The following is a 21,061-nucleotide window of genomic DNA, read 5'->3' as shown; positions in this document are numbered from 1 at the left end:
GATCGGAGGCTGGATAATTTGGAATTAAAGATTCATCCGATACACAATAAACACCGGGGAGCCCCCTCGTCGCTTCACTCCTGCGGGGTCTCCCCAGCCCCGTTTATCACGCGGGACTTTGATTGAAATTCCTCGAATCTGCCCACGCGCAATGAAAATGCGTTAGCATTTTCGGAGGAGTCTACGCGCCTGGAACGAAGATCAACAGAGCTTAAAAATCAACAATGACCTTTAACACAGCCTTATGAAAAAAAACAGCGGATCATTGTTGATTCCGCTGGTAGATTGAATTATAGAGGCAATAATTCAACAGTTTCTTTTCTTTTAAGCTGCTCAATCATCTTAAGCCATTTTTCTGGCTTCTTTTCGAGTACAGAGTAGTATGTTGTTAAGAAGTCTGCAATTAATGCTGCAGGCAATTCATTGGTATTTACGTCGCTAGGCATAAAGCAAAGGTCCAGTCCCTCGACAGCTGCCCCGTCATTTTCCCAGGAAGGGTGAACATATTCAAGATCAATGCGCTTATATCCTAAATGCGATAACACTTCACGGCGGACAAATGGATCCATAATTTTGACGCCGCCAAAGTCATGATCCGTATTACGGTACGGATCATATATTTCAGCAAACATACCGAACAATTCAACCCCTTTTTCGCGAGCGAGGGTCTGTAAGTCTTCCATTCTTTTATTGGCGAGGAACCGGCCAAGGCTCAATCCTGGCTTGCCAACGATCGTAAAATCGGTCATGGCTATATTCCAGTCTGGGTAGTATCGATATTCGGTCACACCTATAACTTCACCCTCATGTACTGCGACGAAAACCCTGATGCCAGGGTCTTCAAGCGGTTCTTTCCAAAGGTCAAATTCCAGTACTTCCTCTGGAGGGAAAACGTCCTTCATTAAATTATGGAGTTTTGTAAAAAGCGGATCTTCGATACTGTTAACGCGAATATATTCCATGTCTCATGCTCCTTATCGAGTTAAATTTTTTCTGCTTCTTCCCAGTCAGGGTAAAGATCTGTGCGACGGTCACGCCAGGTTGTGACTGAACCACGTTCACGCACTTCGTATAAAAGTTCCAAATCCAGGTCTGCAGTGACAATCATATCGTTATTTAACTCACCTTCGACTTGAAGGCCTTTTGGAGGGAACGGAATATCGTTGGGTGTAATGACCGCCGCCTGGCCAAAGTTTGCCCGCATAAAGTCAACTGTAGGCAAGGCCCCGACGGTTCCTGTCAAAACCACATATACCTGGTTTTCAATGGCCCGCGCATGGCTGGTGTAGCGAACCCGGTGGAACCCGTGACGGTCATCCGTGCACGATGGTACGAAAATAACGTCAGCCCCTTTCGCTTTTGCCATTCTTACAATCTCAGGAAACTCAATATCGTAACAAGTTAAAAGTGCAATGCGGCCTTTATCTGTATCAAATACCCTGAAATCTTCTCCCGCACTCATATTCCATTCATTAACTTCCGTCGGAGTGATATGAAGTTTTGCCTGCTCCACGATTCTTCCGTCAGGATAAAACATGTGGGCAACATTATATAATTTGCCTGCTCTGGCGATTACATGTGTTCCGCCTATTATGTGCATGCCTGCTTCCAAAGCGAAATGTTGGAACAGGTTCAGGTATTGTTCAGTAAAACCAGGGAGTTCATTAATGGTCAGCCTTGTTCCCTGTTCACTTCCGATCGATAGCAATTGAGTAGTGAAAAACTCAGGAAACAGGACAAACTCTGATCCATATTCCTGGGCCGTTTTTATATAATGCTCACATTGCTGAGCGAACTCTTCGAACGATTTGATCGTGTGAAGATGGTATTGGACTGCTGAAACTCTCATTTTCATACACCATTCCCCCTGAATCTATAAAAATTGTTATCATCTTGAATTAAAATCTTCGGAAATACGAAAATCATTATAATGCATTTTTTCTCGTATGAATACCCATTTCACTCAATTTAGGCATGGAATTTTAGTATTACGTTTTCTTGGTTGAATTCAACTGATTCTAAAGGAAATTTTTTTAATTCGAGTTTTGTTTACACCATATTAGTTCCCAAGAAAATGTGCATCATTGAGAATCCGGGTGAAACAAAAATAGCCGGATGCAAAAGTACTCTAATGATTTCGATACCGATCCAGTTTTAAAAATTTTCGAAAAAATAGTTCCATCACCTTCCTATTTAGAATATAATCTAATTAGATTTTAGTCTAATTAGATAACGGAGGATAAAATGATTAAAACATTAAAGGCTGAATCGTCATATCGCAAGCTGTTTTCTGCAGGAATCGTCAATGGAATTGGTGACAGGTTCAGCCAGGTTGCTCTTCTTGCCTTGATTCTTCAAATGACGGGTTCAGGGTTTTCAGTGGGTATTACCATGGCTTTAAGGATGATACCTTTTCTGTTTTTCAGTCCATTAAGCAGCAAAATTGCCGAAAAGTTGGGCAGAAAGAGGGTCCTGATTGCGACGGATCTTTCAAGGGCAGTAATAGCAATATCTTTTCTTGCAATAAATGATCCGGATGATATGTGGATTGTGTATACCGCCTCATTCCTTCTTGCTTCTGGTGAAGCAATATACTCGCCCATTAGGAAGTCGAGCATACCAGCCATTGTTTCATCCAAGTCTCTAAAAAACGTAAATGCGTGGGAACAAGTATTGATCGGTTTTGTTTTAGTGATAGGAGCCTTGAGCGGTGGTGTCGTGTCGTATTTTTTGGGAGCCAAAGCAGCGTTTGGGATTAATATCGTCTCCTTTCTAGCTGCGGGATGGATTCTCTCTACTCTGCCAGCTTTAGAAAGTAACGCACAATCCGACCAGGTTGTAAAAGTGAAAAATGAAAAATACAATGAACTGTTGCCAGCAATAGCTGCGTCCTCTTTTCTTCTGATGTTAATGCTGTTTGAGCTTGTTATTCCTCTGATTAACGGTATTGAGAATGTTCTTTTAAGCGTTTATGCCGTTGAGACATTTGGCAAAGCGGATTTAGGAGTCGGAATTTTTTACAGTGTACTGGGTCTTGGCCTGATAGCCAGTCCCCTTTTTACCAGAATGATTAAAGGTCGTTTTCTCTTGTTTTCTTTCTTGTGCATTATTGGTGAAGGTCTTTTTTTAATGGTCATCAGCCAAACTAGTTTGTTTTTTTTGGCCGCCGTATTGTTTGCGATGACGGCGATTTTCAGTGGCATCGGAAACACGCTGCTTGATACGGTTGCGATGGAAACAATCCCAGCAAAATGGCATGGCATGTACTTCGGGCTTACTTCCATGGTGTCTAATACTTTTATTGGGATCTCAATGTTTTTCACAGGAGTGGCACTCGAGTGGTTTGATCCAAGATTAGTAGGGTTGTTTGGAGGTTTTTTGTATATTGTAGCAGGAAGCCTATTTTTAATTTGGTCGCTAGGATACTGCCTTCAATTTGAGAAGGAAAAATTAGTAAAGAATACTATGTGAAAGTCAAAAAGAACGAGGACAAGGGGTCCTCGTTCTTTTACGAATTTTTATATGGTGCTGTCCGGTTCAGTCTTTTTAATCATTGTGAGAATCCATAACTCTCTTTTTTATAAAATGAAATCGATTAATAAGCCATTTCACCTGTTATTAAAAGAAGGTATTATCCCTATCAAATTGCTAGCAGTTGATAACTATTTATTATCAATAGCTATCATTCGTGGTTGAATCTTGTCAAATTGGCGCTAATAAAGGTATTTACCTGCTTTCCAATTTGTCGAATAGTGTATTTTCCGTTTTCCGCTTCGGCAAGTCCGTCAATCAACACTGCGACGAAGGCCTTTCTATCCCCGTAACTGAACACTGCGCAATCATGTTCCAGACCAGGCAATTCTCCCGTTTTATTCCCGGCATTTATTAAGGTTTCATCAATATAGGCTGGCAGCTTTTCTTTAAATTGCTGGTGAAGGAGGATTGAGTGAAACCTGTCTCTAGATTCGAATTTCAATAATGAACCATCTATTCCTTCTTTTAGGCATGCCACCATGTCGGCAGCAGATGTAAAATTGTCCTTCCCAGAATTGATTGAATCGAAATCCAGCATTTTACGGTGCATAACCGTATTGGACATACCCAGTCGACGGATAGTGGAGTTGATCGTTTCTATACCGAGCATGTCAATCAATAGATTCGTTGCAGAATTATCGGAAACAATGATCATAAGGGTGAGCAGGTCCTGAATTGAATACTTATGACAACTCAACGCCTGTAGGACTCCTGTGTCTCCGACTTTATCTGTTATTCTTAAGCTCACATCTGCATCTGCAGAGATGATGCCTTTTTCAATCTGCCTGAGAGCTTCGAAGAGAATTGGGATTTTAATTAAACTTGCAGACCGGTAAGCATCATGACTGTTAAACTCAATAACATGGTCTTCAATCTCCATAAACAAACTCGCCCGGCCCTTGCACCTGGCGAGTTCTTTGTATACGTTATCTTTTAAATTCTGTATGTTCATTTGTTTTGATCCCTATCTAATATTGACAAGAATATCTTTTTTTTCATTGTTGCCAACTTGATCATTATACAAGTGGCATGCGACAAAGTGGTCTGTATCTATTTCCTGCCATACAGGTTTTTCCTTGGCGCATACCTCCATAGCATGCTGGCAGCGCGTCCTGAACACACAGCCGCTTGGTGGATCCAATGGACTCGGAAGCTCTCCTTCGAGGATGATGCGTTCCCTCTTATCTTCAATATCCGGGTCGGGAATCGGGATGGCTGACAATAAGGCCTGTGTATATGGATGAAGCGGCTTTTTATACAGCTGATTGCTTGCGGTAAGCTCCACTATGTGGCCAAGATACATGACACCAATCCTGTTGCTGATCTGTTTTACCATTGAAAGATCATGGGCAATGAACAAATAGGTTAACCCTTTTTCCTTCTGAAGCCTTTTCAGAAGGTTCACGACCTGTGCCTGGACAGATACGTCAAGAGCAGAAATCGGTTCGTCCGCAATAATAAAATCAGGGTCAAGAGCGAGTGCTCTCGCAATTCCGATCCTTTGGCGCTGTCCTCCGCTGAATTCGTGGGGATATCTATTGGCATGGTCCCGGTTAAGACCAACATCCTCGAGCAGCTGATAAATACGCTCAAGGCGTTCTTTCCTATCCGGATAAAGGCCATGGACTTCCATTGGTTCGGATATGATTTCTTTGACTGTAGATCGCGGGTTTAACGAAGCATAAGGGTCCTGGAAAATCATCTGCATCTGTTTGTGAAATTGAAATCTTTCCTTCTCAGACATTGTGTGCACATCTTTTCCATTAAAAATAACTTCGCCGTCTGTTCTGTCATATAAGCCAATCATCGTACGGCCGGCAGTTGATTTGCCGCATCCTGATTCTCCTACAAGGCCAAAAGTTTCACCCTTATATATATCTAAAGAAATTCCATCAACAGCTTTAAGGATTTCTTTTTTACCCATATTGAAATGTTTTTTTAAATCTTTTACCCTCAATAAAACTTCTTTTTCCATTTTTATTCCTCCGTATCAATCCAGTAGCGTCTTGCTGCACAGAGTTCCTTTTCATAGATTGTTCCTTCAAGTGGTATGACCTCAATATTCTTGCCTGTATTCGGTGAATGGAGCAGCTTGCCGTCTCCATAATAAATTCCAACGTGATGGATTCTTCCTTTTCCTTCTTCATAAGCAAAGAAGAGCAAATCGCCTGGCTGGATTTCCGATAACTCGACATTTTTACCAGCCGCTGCTTGTTCATGCGCATCTCTCGGAATGATATAGCCATTTGCGCGGCACATATTATAGCTGAATCCAGAGCAATCGTAGCCATAGCTGCTCATCCCGCCCCAAAGATATGGAAGACCGATGAATTGTTCCCCGGCAGCGACGATGGCTGTGCCGTTCCGTTTCGGAACTTCCCTTTCCGATGAGATGACAGCAACATCCTCAGCCCTTAAGATGCCGATCCCAGTCGGAGTTTTGACTCGAATACGATCGACCATGTCTTCAATGACTGGAAGCATGGTCTGGTAGCTTAATTCCATAAGTTTTTCATTTTTTTCGGAATATAGCAGGGCTTTTTTAGCTGTAATGACAGAAGCAGGGCCAGGTTTCTTATACCAGTCTGACTGCTGGATCAGCTGGGCTTTAGGAATCCAACCTGGATAACCGCGTTCATCTTTTCCTGAGGGCTGGTCAGGGACGACAACATGTGCCCATCCGTCTCGTTCATCCATGATCAATACCTCCTGGCCAAATAGAACCTGGGATTGAACAAGGTTATCGTCGCATAAACTTAGTCTTGGTTCATAGCTTAGTTTTTCTAGCCATGACTCCAGATTCACTATGCCTGATACTGCCTCTTTGTCAATTTCTCTAGCAGAATCATAGGAAGTCCACAATGTTGCGACAGGGACGTTTACGAGCCATAAATTATTGCTTTCCATTGGAAATTCCTCCTTCTAACAGGACATTCTCTATTCCAAGACCAGGACGATCCGGAAGTGTGATTGTTCTTCCATTATACTGTATACCGCCTGAAATCGCTTTCCGGGCCAGCATAAGCGGTGCATCGAAATCGAAACGTGTGATATTTTTCTTGCTCGCCGCAAAATGGGCAGCAGCCGTGATGCCAAGGCCTGTTTCGATCATGCTTCCAACCATGCATTCGATTCCTGCGGTTTCTGCCATTTGATTAATTATCTGAGCCTGGTAAATTCCGCCTGACTTCATCAATTTTATATTGATCAGGTCGGCACTTCTCCTGCTGATAATTTCAAAGGCCTGCTTGGGCGTGAAGACACTTTCATCAGCCATGATCAGCGTATCGACCGAATCGGTTACCTGTTTAAGGCCATCAAGATCATCAGCTTTTACTGGCTGCTCGACTAGCTCGATATCAAGGCCCAGATCCTCCATTTTCCTGATTGCCCTGACTGCGTCCTTTGGTTTCCAGCCTTGGTTGGCATCGAGGCGAATTTTCACATCTTTGCCAATCCGGCTTCGTATTTCCTGAATCCTTGCAATATCCGTAGCCACGTCACCTATACCGACTTTTACCTTCAGGACATTGAAGCCTCTATTGACATAAGCATCAGCATCCGCCCCCATTTCTTCAGGGCTGTTCACGCTTACGGTAAAATCAGTTTCAATTTCGCTTCGGTATCCCCCAAGGAATTGATAGAGCGGCAGTGCGCAGTTTTGCGAAATGCAGTCATAAAGAGCCATATCCACAGCTGCTTTAGCACTGGAATTGCCAACAAGAATTGTCTTCAATCCCTGGAAAATTTGTTCATAGTTTAAGAGATTCTTTTTTAATAAAAATGGCTTAATGACTTCATTGATCGCTCCATCAATACTCGCCAGGCTGTCACCCGTAATGACTAATGTAGGTGGTGCCTCTCCCCATCCGGCAATCCCGTTGTCACAGGTGATTTTAACGAATATTGCCTCCGCTAGCGTGACCGTTCGAAGAGCCGTTTTGAATGGCTTTGTTAAAGGGACAGCAGTGCGGAATGTCTCGATATTTTCAATGATCATATCAATATCCCCCAATTAAATAGTTCTACTTGATTCCGCTCTCTACAAAGACCGACTTCATCTTAGTATCCATGCGTGCATCAGTCCCAAACGGAACTGCGATATGCGGTGTGCAATGCCCCATTTTAAATCCTTTTAAAGTTGGCCTGTCTGCGAGTTTAATATAGTGTTCGATCACTTCATCAAGAGATAGGGAAAGCTCCCTTTCCGGTACACAATTATTGAAATCGCCAACCAGGATCCCTGACGCTTCCTGCAGCTTTCCAGCCATGTAGAGCTGGTTAAGCATACGGTCAACGGCACGGGGCTCTTCGTTGATGTCTTCAATCAACAGAATTTTTCCTTTTGTATCAATTTCATATGGTGTTCCCATTGAACTGGATAGAAGTGAAAGATTCCCTCCGACCAAAGGGCCGCCAGCTGATCCAGGAACCATCTCTTCAATGAGAGAAATCTCGATACTATAATGTAAATCTGCAGGTTCAAATAATTGCTGGAAAGTATCTTTTGATACCTGATTTACATCTTCTTTGCCCATATCAGAAGCGAGCATGGGTCCATGGAAAGTAACGAGGCCAGTCTCCTGTCGAATTGCTGTGTGCAGGAAAGTAATATCGCTATATCCCCAGAAGATTTTGGGATTATTCTTGATTACTTCAAAATCGATACCCGAGGCAATGCGGGCCGTGCCATATCCACCGCCGGCACAGATGATTCCTTTAACCTCATCATCGAGGAACATTTCATTCAAATCTGCTAATCTCTCTTCATCTTTTCCAGCTAGATAACCATATTCTTTATAAAGTGATTTCCCAAGCTTATAATTCAGTCCTAGTTCCTCTATGAATTTTAAGCCGCGGACAAGATTCTCTTTGTTTGGCGGGCTTGCAGGCGCGATGACACCGATTGTATCCCCTTTTTTTAGGCGTTCAGGCTTTACCATCATGGCAGATCGACTCCTTTTCGCTTATTTTCAAAATTTATTAAGTTTAGAGTGAATCTTTGCATATTTATGTATGTATATAGTTGTTATGAGTAAGTGCTGAGGATTAGAATCACAAAGCAGTTGCCCCTGGTTTTCTTGCAGATATTTTACGTTAACCAGAAAGATATTGCTTATGACTTATATAAATACTAGTAAACTAAAATGCAATATGTATTAGTAAAAAAGAGGCGTTCCAAGACGCCTCTTTCTTAGAAAAAACAGGATTATTACTTCTTATCTGCCCATTTCAGTTCAAGGTAGCCGACTGGATGACGTACAACGTCAGATACAGCTTCGTTCTGAAGATATACCTGGTTGTAGAAGTGTACAGTGAAGATAGGAGCCTCTTCAAAAAGAATCTTTTCTGCTTCGTACATCATTTCGAAACGCTTAGCTTCGTCGGATTCATTTTTCGCTTGCTTGATCAGCTCATCATACTTCGGATTGCCCCAACCAGTACGGTTCATGGAGTGGCCAGTCTGGAAGTTTTCAAGGAAGTTGATTGGGTCAGCATAATCAGCAAGGAATGAACTGCGGGAAAGCTGATGCTTCAGAGCTTTCTGTTCTTCTGCGAAAACGTTCCATTCCATGTTCGCAAGCTTCACTTCAACGCCAAGGTTTTCCTTGAACATTTGCTGCAATGCTTCAGCAATCTTTTTATGAGTGTCATCTGTGCTGTAAGTTAAAGTGACTTCAGGAAGCTCAGTATAACCTTCCTCTTCCATACCCTTTTTCAACAACGCTTTTGCTTCTTCAATATTTGTCTTGTTAAAATCACCATTGACTTCACGGAAGTCTTTTCCAGATGGATCCTGGAATCCTGGAGAAACAAAGCCGTATGCTGCTTTTTCCTTGTTCTTTGTTACAAAGTCAACGATCTTCTGCTGGTCAACTGCAAGGGCGAATGCCTTACGGATGTTAACATTCTGGAAAGGTTCTTTTGTAACATTGAAACGATAGAAGTAATCGCCGGCCTGGTCTTCAACTTCTACCTTACCTTCTTTGAATAGCTTGTCAGCCAGCTCAGAAGGTACATCAGATACATCAAGGTCTCCTGCCTGGAACATTTGATACTCAGTGTTTGTATCATCAACGATTGCCCATTCAACTCGGTCAAGTTTTACATTTTTAGCATCCCAATACTTGTCGTTCTTTTCCATGACAAACTTTGTGTCATGTTCCCAGTTCGTTAAATTGAAAGGTCCATTTCCAACAAAAGATTCCGCTTCTCCGAACCACTCTGGATTTTCCTTCGCAACCTTTTCATTGATTGGGAAGAATGCAGGATTAGCAATGACACTCAAGAAATACGCTTGTGGACTAATAAGGGTAACTTCGAAGGTCTTTTCATCAACTGCTTTTACTTTCACATTGTCAGCTGAACCCTTTCCGCTGTTGAATTCTTCTCCACCTTCAATGAAATAGCCAAGGAAAGCTGCAGCAGAACCAGTAGCCGGATCCAAGAGTCGCTTCCATGCGAACACAAAATCGTTTGCTGTTACATCATCACCATTAGACCATTTTGCATTTTCACGGATGTGGAATGTGTACGTTTTGCCATCCTCAGATACATCCCATTTTTCAGCAGTAGCTTCTTCAGGCTGGTGGTCAGCGTTCAAGCGCGTAAGACCTTCCATTACGTTGTTTAACGCACTCCATGATGCAGAATCGAAACCGATTGGCGGATCAAAAGAAGTTGGCTCCTGGCCGTTGTTGAGGTAAAGGACTTTTTCGCCTCCCTTTTCTTTATCTCCGTTGTCTTTTCCGTCTGTTTCCTTGCCTGCGTTGTTATTCGCAGTACAGGCAGCAAGCGTAAATACTAGCATGGCTGCCATCAGCATTGTCGAAAATTTTCTCACTCTGTTTCCCCCTTATGTTGGTCTGGCTTTTTATATCAAAAAGGCATTAGCCTGTTTGAACCCTATTTCGTTGCTAACAGTTTTTGTGCGCGCTCATCCTGGAGCCAGCAATCGACCCCATGGCTGCTTGTTAATTTTGTCTTGTAAGGATACATCTTGTCACAAACCTCCATTGCATATGGGCAGCGGGCAGTAAACGGGCATCCGGCTGGAGGAGAGAATAAATCAGGCGGGGTTCCGCCGATTGGAATCAAGTCAGCGCCGTCAACATCCAGGCGCGGCACTGAGTTTAACAGTCCCTTTGTATATGGGTGCTGAGGGTTATAAAAAATCTCCCGCCTTGTCCCAGTCTCGACGATTTTGCCAGCATACATTACCGCTATTCGATCTGCCACCTGGGCAACAACACCCAAGTCATGTGTAATCAAAATGATTGAAACACCAGTTTTCTTCTGGATATCCCTGAAGAGTTCCAGGATTTGAGCTTGGATTGTCACATCTAGTGCGGTTGTTGGCTCGTCCGCAATCAGGACTTCCGGCTGGCAGACCAATGCCATTGCGATGACAATCCTCTGCCTCATCCCCCCGCTGAACTGATGAGGGTATTGCTTCAGACGTACATGCGGACTTGGAATTCCGACGAGGTCAAGCATGTCGATTGCGACTTTCTTTGCCTGCTCACTTGAGAGCTTCATATGCTGGAGGATCCCTTCAGTAAGCTGGTCGCCGATTGTCAATGTTGGATTTAATGAGGTCATTGGGTCCTGGAAGATCATCGAGATATCAGACCCGCGAATTTTTCTCATCTCGGATTCCTTCAGTTTCGTTAAATCATTATCTTTATAAATGATCGCTCCGCCGTCGAACTTGCCTGGCGGCTCTGGAATCAATCTCATGATGCTTTGAGAAGTGACGCTTTTGCCGCATCCTGACTCTCCTACAATCGCAAGAGTTTCTCCTTTATGTAAATCAAATGTGACACCGCGGACTGCTTTTACTTCTCCGCCATATGTCTTGAACGAAACATGAAGGTCTTTTACTTCAAGTACTTTATCCATGAGGCTACCTCCTTAGCTTCGGATCGAGTGCATCCTGAAGCCCATCACCTAAAACGTTAAACGAAAACATCGTTAATGAGATGAAGAATGCCGGGAAAAATAACCGCCACCAATCTCCTGACAAGATGACCGGCAAGGCGTCGCTTGCCATCGAGCCCCAGCTTGCCAACGGCGCCTGGATACCCAGCCCGAGGAAGCTCAGGAACGCTTCGGCAAATATCGCTGATGGCACAGAAAGAGTCATCTGAACGATAATCGGTCCCATTGTGTTTGGCAGTAGGTTCTTACGGATGATCCGGCCTGTTTTAGTTCCAAATGTTTTAGATGCCAATACAAATTCATAATTCTTGATTTGCAGGACCTGCCCGCGGACAATTCTGGCCATGCCAATCCATCCGGTAATGGTAAGTGCGAAAATGATCGTCGCAAGGCTGGGTCCCATGACTACGCTGATTAAAATAACAACGAGCAAATATGGAAGACCATAAAGAACTTCGATCACTCTCATCATATAGTGGTCCGTCCTGCCGCCTTTATAGCCGGCAATTCCTCCATAGATGACGCCGATCAAGAAATCGATCAGGGCTGCCGCAATCCCTACAAATAAAGAAATGCGTGCACCATACCATGTTCTTGTAAATACATCTCGGCCAAGCTCATCGGTTCCAAACCAGTGTTCACTTGACGGCGAAAGGTTTTGGTTGACCAAATCCTGATAATCCACTGTGTGAGGCGATATGATAGGACCAAAAATCGCCATGAAAGTCAAAAACGATAAAAAGAATAGACCCATCATTGCCAGCTTGTTTTTCAGGAGGCGTCTCCAAGCGTCCTGCCAATAAGACAGGCTTGGTCTGACAACAGCTTCTGCATCTGATTCGTTTTTTTTGATAGGAACGAACCAGTCGTCTGGAATCGAAGATTGTGTTTGTGGTTCCTGGTGTTTGCGCAGAGCCATCATTTCCCCTCCTTTTTATGAAGCTTGATTCTTGGGTCAAGAATCCCATATGCGAGGTCAACGAGGAACAGCATGATGATCAACACTGTGCTGTAAAAAATCGTCGTCCCCATGATCACGGGATAATCACGCTGGTTGATGCTTTCAACAAAGTATTTGCCCATTCCCGGAATTGCGAAGATTTTTTCAATGACAAATGTCCCTGTCAAAATGCTGGCAGCCAGTGAACCAAGAATGGTGACAACAGGCAGTAAAGCATTCTTCAATGCGTGTTTAAAAACAATTTTTACAGGCGACAATCCTTTAGCTTTAGCTGTACGTATGTAATCCTGGGTAAGTACCTCCAGCATGCTCGCTCTGGTCAGTCGGGCAATAATAGCCATCGGACCTGTGGCAAGTGCCAGTGTAGGCAGGATCATATGCTTTGGACTTGTCCATGTTGCTACAGGCAGTATTTCCCATGTTACGGCAAGCTGCTGGATGAGGAGCGTGGCCATCACAAAGTTTGGGACAGATATTCCTAGTACGGCAACTGTCATTGCAAGATAATCAATGAATCCGTTATGGCGCAGTGCTGCAATGATTCCTAATAAGATGCCTGAAAAAATTGCCACGATGAGAGTGACCATTCCAAGTTCGAACGAAACCGGGAAGCCTCTTCCAAGCATTTCATTCACAGTCTGAGATGATTTTTTTATCGAAGGCCCGAAATCGAATGTTGCCACAGATTTGAGATATAAAAAGTACTGTACGTAAAGCGGCTCATCCAGATGATAATAGGATTCCAGGTTCTTTTGGACAGCCTCGCTCGTGGCCCGCTCTTCGTTAAAAGGAGATCCGGGAATTGAGTGCATCAAGAAAAATGTAAGAGTGATGATGACTAGCAATGTAACTGCCATCGAACCAATCCTTTTGACTAAATATCCGAGCATTAACTCACTTCCTTATCATGTGTTTCTGTATTTTCATATGATGTAGGGCTGATCCTTCTAGCAAAAAGTAGTCCTCATTGCCAGTTCGGTCATGACAAGCATAGCTTGATAGGCTTCTAGAATATCCTTAGCCTGGTAGCGGATAACTGTCGTGCCCTCCTCTATTTCGGTTCCTGGCATGAGATTTGCCCACTCTGCCTGACCATAGTTGGCAAATTCGATTCTCAATACCGGATTTTCTGGAGGAGTAAGCGGTTTCACAAAGTCCTTATTTTTTAATGCGAATTCTGTTTTTGCAGCCAGAAGTTCCCCGGCTTTTGCAGGAGTCAGTGATTTTGCTGCAGATCTGGAAATCGATTCCTTGACAACCGCCGTTGTTACATTTGGAATCAGGGCCTCAGCCTCACGGGCCGCCCCATCATCACCTGCTACCATGATGACTGGTACTCCGTAATGCCCTGCTACATATGCGTTAAAGCCTAATTCACCAATTTGAACATCATTTATGTACATGTGCCGAACTCCGTAAATCATTGAATGCGACATCACACCCTTCATCGAAGCCCTTGCGTGGTAGCCGACAAAAATGGCACCGGCAAAACTATCATCAAGACCCTGAACCATCGAAAAAGGTTTGACGTCTCCTGTGATCAGCTGCGTCTCTGGATGCAATTCTTCAATAAGCAAGTTGTTCATCTTAGAGTGACTGTCATTCACAATGACTTCTTCACAGCCCTTTTCAAAAGCAGCTTTGATTACATGGTTGGCTTCCTGTGTCATGATCCGCCGACCACGTTCATAGTTATGCTTAGACGAATCCACTTGGGTATGATCTACCAGGCCAGTGATTCCCTCCATGTCCACTGATATGTACAATTTCATTTTTTTTGCCCAACTTTCTTTAAATAATTATCTTAAAATTATAAATAATAAATCTACCATAAGCAACCTTTAATCCTAGAAATTTCAGGTATTGCAAAGAAATAGTAGATTTGGCACTCCTATCCGGATCGTTGAAAATGTGTTTGTAGAATAATATTTTTTGAAGTTTTTCTAGTGGAGAAATGGAAAAGAATTGGATGTAGTATCGAGTGTGAGTCAGAGAGGCTAAGGCAAATACTAAAAACAATTTTTTTAAAATAATGGTTAAATAGTTAAGCTCTATTTGAAAACTATGCTGCTTTCCCGATCAAAAGCAATAATCGGTATTAGAAGCCACTAGATATATGGAATAGAAGTTTGGTTCGAATCTATACGTAAACAGTCAATATAAAAAAGCGGGTAATTCTTCGGTATTGAAAGACTAGCTTTTGATTGATGCCTTGTAAAAAGAAAGATAGGACCGCAGACAATTTTGCGCTCCTACTCATTTTGCTTATGATTATCCAACAATTCAATAAAATGGGTCAGGACTCTTGCTGTCAGGCCCCATATCACCTTTTCATTGTGACGATAAAAATATTCATGCATTGTCCTTGTTTGCCAGTTATAATTTTCCCCGCCAATAATTAAGTCGAATGGAAATCCATCTTCGGGTTCAACCTGGAAATTAATTTTGTAGCTATCGGGCTGATTCTTTTTAAAAAACGATAGGGGTACCATAAATACCTCACCTACTTCAGCTACATTTGGGGCGATTTTTTCCGTATCTGTAATCTTTCCAGCAAATGGGTAAATGATCGTACCGAATGCAGACACCATGAAATCCAATGGGAAGACATCAGTTATATCGCTTTCCTTGATGCCGAGCTCCTCCGAGGTTTCCCTGATCGCAGCTTTTTGTGGATCTTCCCCTTTTTCAATTTTGCCACCAGGGAAACAAACTTCTCCTGGCTGCCTTCTTAACGTCAGTGCACGTACTTCAAATAAAATATGTACTTCATTTTCAATTTCCACCAGCGGGAGAAGCACCGCGAATTTCATGAATTGCTCATGGCCAAGAATTGTGGGCGTCCGCCCCGATAAAGTATTAGTTATTTTTTTAAAATTCATTATTGGACTTCCACGCTCCCTACACCAGTTTGTATACTATTTTATTATGAGTGAGATCAGAAAATAAAGAAAATGGCTTTTTTATTTTTTTCACGGAAAAAGGCAGCGGCAATAGCCGCTGCCCACTTATTAATGTCTTGTGCCTGAGGTTCTTCCTTTAATGGCATTGTATGCAATCAAAATCAGGCCGATTACCAGGAGGATGTGAATAATGCCCCCTGCAATTTCAAAGACCAGCCCAAGAACCCAAAGAACCAGCAGTATGGCTGCAATGGTCCATAACATAATGAACATCCCCTTTCAAAGATTTTCTTATCAGTAGATTACCCTTAAGCTTTTTCCATTAAACAAACGAGTCATTGAATTACATGCAAAAATTTGATTACTTCTTTTCCTGTATGTAAAACTAAATATAAGTGATCAACTTAAAGTTAGGAGCATGATATGCCAATATACAAAATTTTATTTTTAGATATTGATGGGACAATTTTGAAGCCTGACGACACTATTGAGGTGTCTACAAAATCAGCAATTGCTGAAATGAAGAAACAAAAAATTGAAGTTGTGCTTGCGACTGGAAGACCAATTCATGAGATATCCGAAATTGGCGAGGAGCTTAACATCACTTCCTTTATCGGCTATAACGGGGCTCTAGCCATTTATGAAGGCAGGACAATCTTTGCTGAACCGATGAAATCCATTGATGTGCAGTATATCCTCGATGTTGCCATTGGAAATGGACACGAAGTAGTATTATATACAGCTGCAAAAAATTACCTGACAACCCTTGACTCGGACTTAGTGAAGTCTTTCCTCCAGCAATTCCATTTAAGGCAGAACGCCCTTTTTAGTGAGGCTGTCATCAATGATATTCTAGGGATGACCATCATCACTTCAGGTAAATCCGGGCATGAACTATATCAGTTTAATGATGGAATCCACTTGTCCCAGGTTAACATTGAAGGTATGCAGCACTGTTTTGATGTCATCCGTGACAGGGTGAATAAAGGTGTCGGAGTGGAATTCCTGCTCAATCGTCTTGGGATTGAAAGAGAAAGCTCTATCGCTTTTGGTGATGGAATGAACGATAAGGAAATGCTTTCCTTTGTGGGTGAAGGGTTTGCAATGGGAAACGCACATCCGGATTTGTTTCAGCATGCAAAGCATAGGACAACCTCAGTAACTGATGCAGGTATATATAATGGTTTAAAATCAATCGGACTAATAAAATGAAAATGGAACCTCAGCTGGTGAGGTTCCATTTTCATTTTATTCGCCTGGCTGCCCGTTCACGGGAGCTCGCTTGAGAAAACTGATTCTCAGGCTGTGCAGCTTGTTTTTGAAGGTGAGCTTTATAGCTGATCCAATACATCAATGCGACAAAGACGCCCCCGCCCACTGCATTCCCTAAATATACTGGTACAAAATTGGCGAAGTATTCGCTCCAGCTATAGTGCCCTGCAAAAATCGCAGCCGGGATGACGAACATGTTAGCAACGACGTGCTGGAAACCTATTGCCACAAAGCCCATAATAGGGAACCAGATTGCGAGAATCTTCCCGGTCATATCAGAAGCACCGTACGAAAGCCAGACTGCAAGTCCAACAAGCCAGTTGCAGCCGATACCAGAAAAAAAGGCTGCCCAAAAACTGTCATCGATTTTTGCTCCCGCTACCGCAACGGTTTTATCCAAATATGGGCCCGATTCGGTAAGCCCGACAACATGCCCGAAGATATAAGCGACGAACAAAGCACCGACGAAATTACTTAGGGTAATCCAGAACCAGTTATTCAGCAGCTGCGGCACGGTCACTTTTTTTGCAAGGCTTGCGATCGAAATGGCCGTCATATTCCCGGTTAGAAGCTCACCACCAGCAAGCAGAATCAAAATTAAACCAAGTGGAAAAACTGCTGCACCTAAAAAGGTCCCGAAAGTTCCCCATTCATGCGGAAGGTTTGCAATCACCCTGATATCCAGCAAATAACCTATAGCAATAAACGCTCCTCCCAAAAAACCTAGCACAAGCATATTCCTGAGCGGCATGGAGGCTTTATATGTCCCAGCGTCTACAGCGAGTTGTGCAATCTCCTGCGGTTTTCTAAATGCCAATTTCATTCCTCCTGTTCTTTAAATGCTTGTATTCCTCATTGGCGTGAGCGTTTACTTTTACTGGCTTAATTCCCCTTTGTCCATTAAACAAACTGTTTTTACTTTTGTTTGATTATTTTTTGACATTTTTTATTCTAAACATTCATATTGATATATCACAATGATATATATAAATAAGGGGTGAAAATTCATGTCGATTGAACATTCCATATTGGCGGTAATTAGCTTTCGCCCAAGTTCGGGATATGACATTAAAGCAGAGTTTGAACACAAAGCGGCGGGTTTATATTGGGGGTTAAGCTATGGGAGCCTGTATCCGAAGCTTAAGAAACTTGAAGATGAAGGTTTTATCGTAACAGTCGAGTCTGACAATGACGGCCGTAAGAAAAAGTTATATGAATTGACTGGTAAAGGCTGGCTTGAGCTGGAAAGCTGGCTTGCGCAAACACCAGCTGCTCCTGCAATCAAGGATGAACTGTTTATGAAGATGGCTGCATGGCATGAAGAAATGGATATGCACACTCTTTCAGACCATTTGAGAAAAAGGGAAAATGAATCGGAAGAGCTTCTTTCCTATGTTAAGATCTGGAAGGGTAATAACACGTCATACATCAACAAGGTCGGAATGCTTGCGATTCGTTATGCAGAACTGAAGCTAGAAGCAGAGCTGAAATGGTTAAAAGAGTCGATAGATGCCATTAAAAACGATGAGTTGCCTGCTAGCCAGGACCCTTTTGACCTTGGGGGGAAACAGCTTGAACGTAGAAAAGCTGCATTAAAAACTGACATTTAGGAGGGCTGCCGGATGAAGTCTGGAATGTTTAAGCCGTTGCGTAACAAGGCATACCGGTCGCTTTTTGGTGCCCAGGTGTTTTCTGACCTTGGAAACTGGCTCGATTTTGTGGCGATTCAGGTTATAGTAGCCTATCACTGGGGACTTGGCGAGGCAGCGATCGCATCGGTCATCATTGTTCTTGGTCTGCCATGGGTAATTATTGGGCCGATTGCAAGCGTGTTTGTCGATAGGCTTCCAAAAAAAATGATCATGATCTCCTGCCTTATGCTCCGAATCGTTTTCGTAGCAGGGTTGTTTTTTGCTCCTAACCTTTACGTTCTTTTAATTTTTGTTTTTCTTAAGGCAACTGTAGCCGCTTTATATGATCCTGCCAGACAAAGTGCGATCAGGTATACGGTCCCCGATGATGAGCTCCCGGAAGCTGTTACCTTAAGCCAGCTTTCAGTCAATACAATGAAAATTATCGGGCCGGCGTTTGGAGGAGGGCTTATTGCCATATTTGAAGTAAAAAGTCCCTTTGTATTTGAAGCTGTCGGTTTTTTTATTGCTGTATTGTTTTTGTTAACCTTGCCGAATATTGAGACGGAGCGTGAAATATCGAAACGTGAATCTCAGAAAGGTTCGTATTTCAGGGATTTTTCAGAAGGAATACGTCATATCCTTTCTGCGGGTATTTTAAAAACGGCAATAATTCTCTCCTCTATCGCATTCTTTATTATCTTCCTATACGATGGGTTATTTGTGTTTGTAGCACAACAGCTTGATTTCGGCCAAGAAGAATTCGGCTGGCTGATTAGCTCGGTAGGGTTTGGAAGCGTCGTGGGTGCTTTGCTTCTCGGGAGATGGACTGATTGGAAGATGAAGCCGATTCAGTTAATGGCTGTTGCATCCTTATTCAGCGGAGTCTTTATCCTCACAATAGGGTTAGGGACGAAAGGGATTTTTGATTTGCCTAAGGTTGGCTGGATGGCGGGTGCTTTCGTCCTTGGTGTCCTTGCTTCAGCTGAAGGAGTTCCATACGGATATGTCCTTCAATCAGAAACACCAAAGAAAATGATGGGAAGAGTATCGGCAGCTGCAATGTCGTTGCAGACGTTTTCAATGCTGGTCGCTCCTGCCGCCGGTGCCCTGCTTGCGAAATTGATAGGAGTGTCCGGTGTCCTGATTGGTGCAGGAATTGCAACATTTATCCTGGGAGCGACCGTTCTAGCTTTCCGGTCCAACAGACACTCTAAAAAAGCAGAATTGAACAGTTTTGGCAGTTGAGCTATGAAGGCATGTTCTATTATACGAAATGGTCTACAGAAAAGCCGTTGTCATCAGACAACGGCTTTTTGTTCAGTCTTTATTAAGCAGATCTTCCCCTGCTATTCCCGGATTCGTCATTTCGTACGGATTCAGGATCAGGTCGAGTTCTTCTTCTGTCAACACGTCATACGCAAGACACAGCTCGCGGACGGACTTTCCTGTAAGGATCGCTTCGCGCGCTATCCTTGATACCGCTTCGTACCCAAGATGTGGATTCACCGCGGTAATGATGCCGACGCTTCTTTCTACATCCTTCTGCAGTTTATCCTTATTCGCTTCAATACCTGCCAAACAATGGTCTGTAAAGACTTTAAAACCATTGTTCATGATGCTGATCGACTGTATCAGATTGAACACAAGGACTGGTTCCATGACGTTCAGTTCAAGCTGTCCGGCCTCGGATGCTAGGCAAATTGTATGGTCATTGCCGATGACCTGGAACGCGACCTGGTTAATGACCTCAGGCATGACGGGATTCACTTTTCCTGGCATGATCGATGATCCCGGCTGTCTTGCAGGAAGGGAAATCTCATTGAATCCTACTCTAGGTCCTGAAGCCATCAACCGTAAATCATTAGCGATTTTCGACATATTCATCATGCAAACCTTCAAAGCGGCTGATACAGTTGTATATGCATCGGTATTTTGCGTTGCATCTACTAAATGTTCAGCGTTTCTTAACGGATATCCAGTTATTTCAGAAAGATGTCGGACAACATCCTTAATATATTTAGGATTGGCATTTAAGCCTGTCCCAACTGCAGTCGCACCCATATTGACTTCATAAAGATGGCCGCGGGTATGCTGGATCCGTTCAATATCACGTTCGATTACGCGTGTGTATGCTTCGAACTCCTGGCCAAGGCGGATAGGCACTGCATCCTGAAGATGGGTCCTCCCCATTTTTATGATGCCGTCAAATTCCCTCGCCTTCTGTGAAAACACTTCACGCATGGTGGCCATTGTCTTCAGCAGTTGATCCAATAAGGAAAGGACTGATAAATGGATTGCGGTTGGAAATGCATCATTAGTTGATTGAGCCATATTAACATGAGAATTAGGGCTTAATGTAAAATAATCACCCTTTTTCTCACCAAGCAATTCCAAAGCACGGTTTGCGATGACCTCATTCGTATTCATATTGATGGATGTTCCTGCTCCACCCTGAATTGGATCGACGATAAACTGGTCATGCCACTTTCCGTCAATGATCTCGTCAGCAGCTTTGACGATTACCTCGCCAAGACCTCCATATAGTCTTCCGGTTTCCATGTTAGCAAGTGCTGCTGCCTTTTTTACCATTGCCATGGCTTTAATTAATTCACTATGTATTCTGTAACCTGTAATTGGGAAGTTTTCAACTGCCCTTAAGGTTTGAATTCCGTAATAGGCATCAGCCAATACTTCCTTCGTACCTAAAAAATCTTTTTCAATCCGGACATTCAGCTCTGACATGTCTACCCCTCCAGAAAGTATCTAATGTTTTAAATTAATGGCTAATTATGTACTGAAGGATACCTTTTCCTTAC

General features: G+C 43.0%; 20 protein-coding genes. 4 read left to right on the top strand and 16 right to left on the bottom strand.

What is annotated here, in order from left to right:
* Nucleotides 1-290: 290 nt before the first annotated feature.
* Together M3204_RS11345 and M3204_RS11340 are read right to left on the bottom strand one after the other, a co-directional pair.
* A complete protein-coding gene (locus M3204_RS11345) occupies nt 291-962 on the bottom strand; it encodes a GNAT family N-acetyltransferase (protein ID WP_251481556.1) in 672 nt (223 codons plus the stop codon).
* Between the two features lie 20 nt (nt 963-982).
* Nucleotides 983-1,855, bottom strand: a complete 873-nt coding sequence (locus tag M3204_RS11340) for a carbon-nitrogen hydrolase family protein (RefSeq protein ID WP_251481554.1) — start codon at nt 1,853-1,855, stop codon at nt 983-985.
* A 389-nt stretch (nt 1,856-2,244) separates the two neighbouring features.
* Between M3204_RS11340 and M3204_RS11335 the strand changes: the two genes are divergently transcribed.
* Nucleotides 2,245-3,471, top strand: coding sequence for an MFS transporter (locus M3204_RS11335; RefSeq protein WP_251481551.1), 1,227 nt, complete (start codon nt 2,245-2,247; stop codon nt 3,469-3,471).
* A 211-nt stretch (nt 3,472-3,682) separates the two neighbouring features.
* Here the strand turns inward: M3204_RS11335 and M3204_RS11330 are convergent, their stop codons facing one another.
* The 12 genes from M3204_RS11330 to M3204_RS11275 all read right to left on the bottom strand — a co-directional run bounded on the left by M3204_RS11330 (nt 3,683) and on the right by M3204_RS11275 (nt 15,603).
* On the bottom strand, nt 3,683-4,486 hold the full coding sequence (locus M3204_RS11330; protein ID WP_251481549.1) for a serine hydrolase: 804 nt from the start codon (nt 4,484-4,486) through the stop codon (nt 3,683-3,685).
* A 12-nt stretch (nt 4,487-4,498) separates the two neighbouring features.
* On the bottom strand, nt 4,499-5,509 hold the full coding sequence (locus tag M3204_RS11325; RefSeq protein ID WP_251481546.1) for an ABC transporter ATP-binding protein: 1,011 nt from the start codon (nt 5,507-5,509) through the stop codon (nt 4,499-4,501).
* A gap of 2 nt (nt 5,510-5,511) precedes the next feature.
* A complete protein-coding gene (locus M3204_RS11320) occupies nt 5,512-6,441 on the bottom strand; it encodes a C40 family peptidase (RefSeq protein WP_251481543.1) in 930 nt (309 codons plus the stop codon).
* On the bottom strand, nt 6,428-7,534 hold the full coding sequence (locus M3204_RS11315; RefSeq protein ID WP_251481540.1) for a mandelate racemase/muconate lactonizing enzyme family protein: 1,107 nt from the start codon (nt 7,532-7,534) through the stop codon (nt 6,428-6,430). The genes M3204_RS11320 and M3204_RS11315 overlap by 14 nt, the downstream gene beginning before the upstream one ends.
* Nucleotides 7,535-7,559: 25 nt before the next feature.
* Nucleotides 7,560-8,480 carry a S66 peptidase family protein gene (locus M3204_RS11310; RefSeq protein WP_251481537.1) on the bottom strand — a complete coding sequence of 307 codons (921 nt, stop codon included), beginning with the start codon at nt 8,478-8,480 and terminating at the stop codon, nt 7,560-7,562.
* Between the two features lie 266 nt (nt 8,481-8,746).
* On the bottom strand, nt 8,747-10,360 hold the full coding sequence (locus tag M3204_RS11305; protein WP_251481630.1) for a peptide ABC transporter substrate-binding protein: 1,614 nt from the start codon (nt 10,358-10,360) through the stop codon (nt 8,747-8,749).
* Between the two features lie 80 nt (nt 10,361-10,440).
* On the bottom strand, nt 10,441-11,436 hold the full coding sequence (locus M3204_RS11300) for an ABC transporter ATP-binding protein (RefSeq protein ID WP_251481534.1): 996 nt from the start codon (nt 11,434-11,436) through the stop codon (nt 10,441-10,443).
* 4 nt (nt 11,437-11,440) lie between these two features.
* The gene (locus M3204_RS11295) at nt 11,441-12,394 is read right to left on the bottom strand and encodes an ABC transporter permease (protein ID WP_251481627.1); all 954 of its coding nucleotides are present in this window, start codon (nt 12,392-12,394) and stop codon (nt 11,441-11,443) included.
* A complete protein-coding gene (locus M3204_RS11290; RefSeq protein WP_251481532.1) occupies nt 12,394-13,326 on the bottom strand; it encodes an ABC transporter permease in 933 nt (310 codons plus the stop codon). The genes M3204_RS11295 and M3204_RS11290 overlap by 1 nt, the downstream gene beginning before the upstream one ends.
* A gap of 57 nt (nt 13,327-13,383) precedes the next feature.
* Nucleotides 13,384-14,208, bottom strand: a complete 825-nt coding sequence (locus tag M3204_RS11285; RefSeq protein WP_251481529.1) for a M55 family metallopeptidase — start codon at nt 14,206-14,208, stop codon at nt 13,384-13,386.
* A 480-nt stretch (nt 14,209-14,688) separates the two neighbouring features.
* Nucleotides 14,689-15,318 carry an NUDIX hydrolase gene (locus M3204_RS11280; protein ID WP_251481527.1) on the bottom strand — a complete coding sequence of 210 codons (630 nt, stop codon included), beginning with the start codon at nt 15,316-15,318 and terminating at the stop codon, nt 14,689-14,691.
* Nucleotides 15,319-15,447: 129 nt separating this feature from the next.
* A complete protein-coding gene (locus M3204_RS11275; RefSeq protein WP_251481524.1) occupies nt 15,448-15,603 on the bottom strand; it encodes a lmo0937 family membrane protein in 156 nt (51 codons plus the stop codon).
* Nucleotides 15,604-15,762: 159 nt separating this feature from the next.
* Here M3204_RS11275 and M3204_RS11270 point away from each other — a divergent pair, with 159 nt between their 5' ends.
* Nucleotides 15,763-16,551, top strand: coding sequence for an HAD family hydrolase (locus M3204_RS11270; protein ID WP_251481521.1), 789 nt, complete (start codon nt 15,763-15,765; stop codon nt 16,549-16,551).
* Between the two features lie 31 nt (nt 16,552-16,582).
* Here M3204_RS11270 and M3204_RS11265 read toward each other — a convergent pair whose 3' ends face one another.
* Nucleotides 16,583-17,428, bottom strand: coding sequence for a formate/nitrite transporter family protein (locus M3204_RS11265; RefSeq protein ID WP_251481517.1), 846 nt, complete (start codon nt 17,426-17,428; stop codon nt 16,583-16,585).
* Between the two features lie 190 nt (nt 17,429-17,618).
* Between M3204_RS11265 and M3204_RS11260 the strand changes: the two genes are divergently transcribed.
* Both M3204_RS11260 and M3204_RS11255 read left to right on the top strand, forming a co-directional pair.
* A complete protein-coding gene (locus tag M3204_RS11260; protein WP_251481514.1) occupies nt 17,619-18,221 on the top strand; it encodes a PadR family transcriptional regulator in 603 nt (200 codons plus the stop codon).
* Nucleotides 18,222-18,233: 12 nt separating this feature from the next.
* Entirely contained in the window at nt 18,234-19,490 is a 1,257-nt protein-coding gene (locus M3204_RS11255) for an MFS transporter (RefSeq protein WP_251481512.1), read from the top strand.
* A 72-nt stretch (nt 19,491-19,562) separates the two neighbouring features.
* On the opposite strand, the gene aspA is transcribed toward M3204_RS11255, so the two are convergent.
* Nucleotides 19,563-20,987, bottom strand: a complete 1,425-nt coding sequence (gene aspA / locus M3204_RS11250) for an aspartate ammonia-lyase (protein ID WP_251481509.1) — start codon at nt 20,985-20,987, stop codon at nt 19,563-19,565.
* Between the last annotated feature and the right edge of the window lie 74 nt (nt 20,988-21,061).

The sequence above is a fragment of the Mesobacillus subterraneus genome (assembly GCF_023715485.1).
Lineage (GTDB): Bacteria > Bacillota > Bacilli > Bacillales > Cytobacillaceae > Mesobacillus > Mesobacillus subterraneus_B.
This window is presented reverse-complemented; position numbering and strand designations above follow the sequence as displayed.

Bases quoted from the DNA above. Each gene is read 5' to 3' on its own strand.
- M3204_RS11345 (WP_251481556.1), bottom strand. From the start codon at position 962: ATGGAATATATTCGCGTTAACAGTATCGAAGATCCGCTTTTTACAAAA.
- M3204_RS11340 (WP_251481554.1), bottom strand. From the start codon at position 1,855: ATGAAAATGAGAGTTTCAGCAGTCCAATACCATCTTCACACGATCAAA.
- M3204_RS11335 (WP_251481551.1), top strand. From the start codon at position 2,245: ATGATTAAAACATTAAAGGCTGAATCGTCATATCGCAAGCTGTTTTCT.
- M3204_RS11330 (WP_251481549.1), bottom strand. From the start codon at position 4,486: ATGAACATACAGAATTTAAAAGATAACGTATACAAAGAACTCGCCAGG.
- M3204_RS11325 (WP_251481546.1), bottom strand. From the start codon at position 5,509: ATGGAAAAAGAAGTTTTATTGAGGGTAAAAGATTTAAAAAAACATTTC.
- M3204_RS11320 (WP_251481543.1), bottom strand. From the start codon at position 6,441: ATGGAAAGCAATAATTTATGGCTCGTAAACGTCCCTGTCGCAACATTG.
- M3204_RS11315 (WP_251481540.1), bottom strand. From the start codon at position 7,534: ATGATCATTGAAAATATCGAGACATTCCGCACTGCTGTCCCTTTAACA.
- M3204_RS11310 (WP_251481537.1), bottom strand. From the start codon at position 8,480: ATGATGGTAAAGCCTGAACGCCTAAAAAAAGGGGATACAATCGGTGTC.
- M3204_RS11305 (WP_251481630.1), bottom strand. From the start codon at position 10,360: ATGCTGATGGCAGCCATGCTAGTATTTACGCTTGCTGCCTGTACTGCG.
- M3204_RS11300 (WP_251481534.1), bottom strand. From the start codon at position 11,436: ATGGATAAAGTACTTGAAGTAAAAGACCTTCATGTTTCGTTCAAGACA.
- M3204_RS11295 (WP_251481627.1), bottom strand. From the start codon at position 12,394: ATGGCTCTGCGCAAACACCAGGAACCACAAACACAATCTTCGATTCCA.
- M3204_RS11290 (WP_251481532.1), bottom strand. From the start codon at position 13,326: ATGCTCGGATATTTAGTCAAAAGGATTGGTTCGATGGCAGTTACATTG.
- M3204_RS11285 (WP_251481529.1), bottom strand. From the start codon at position 14,208: ATGAAATTGTACATATCAGTGGACATGGAGGGAATCACTGGCCTGGTA.
- M3204_RS11280 (WP_251481527.1), bottom strand. From the start codon at position 15,318: ATGAATTTTAAAAAAATAACTAATACTTTATCGGGGCGGACGCCCACA.
- M3204_RS11275 (WP_251481524.1), bottom strand. From the start codon at position 15,603: ATGTTATGGACCATTGCAGCCATACTGCTGGTTCTTTGGGTTCTTGGG.
- M3204_RS11270 (WP_251481521.1), top strand. From the start codon at position 15,763: ATGCCAATATACAAAATTTTATTTTTAGATATTGATGGGACAATTTTG.
- M3204_RS11260 (WP_251481514.1), top strand. From the start codon at position 17,619: ATGTCGATTGAACATTCCATATTGGCGGTAATTAGCTTTCGCCCAAGT.
- M3204_RS11255 (WP_251481512.1), top strand. From the start codon at position 18,234: ATGAAGTCTGGAATGTTTAAGCCGTTGCGTAACAAGGCATACCGGTCG.
- aspA (WP_251481509.1), bottom strand. From the start codon at position 20,987: ATGTCAGAGCTGAATGTCCGGATTGAAAAAGATTTTTTAGGTACGAAG.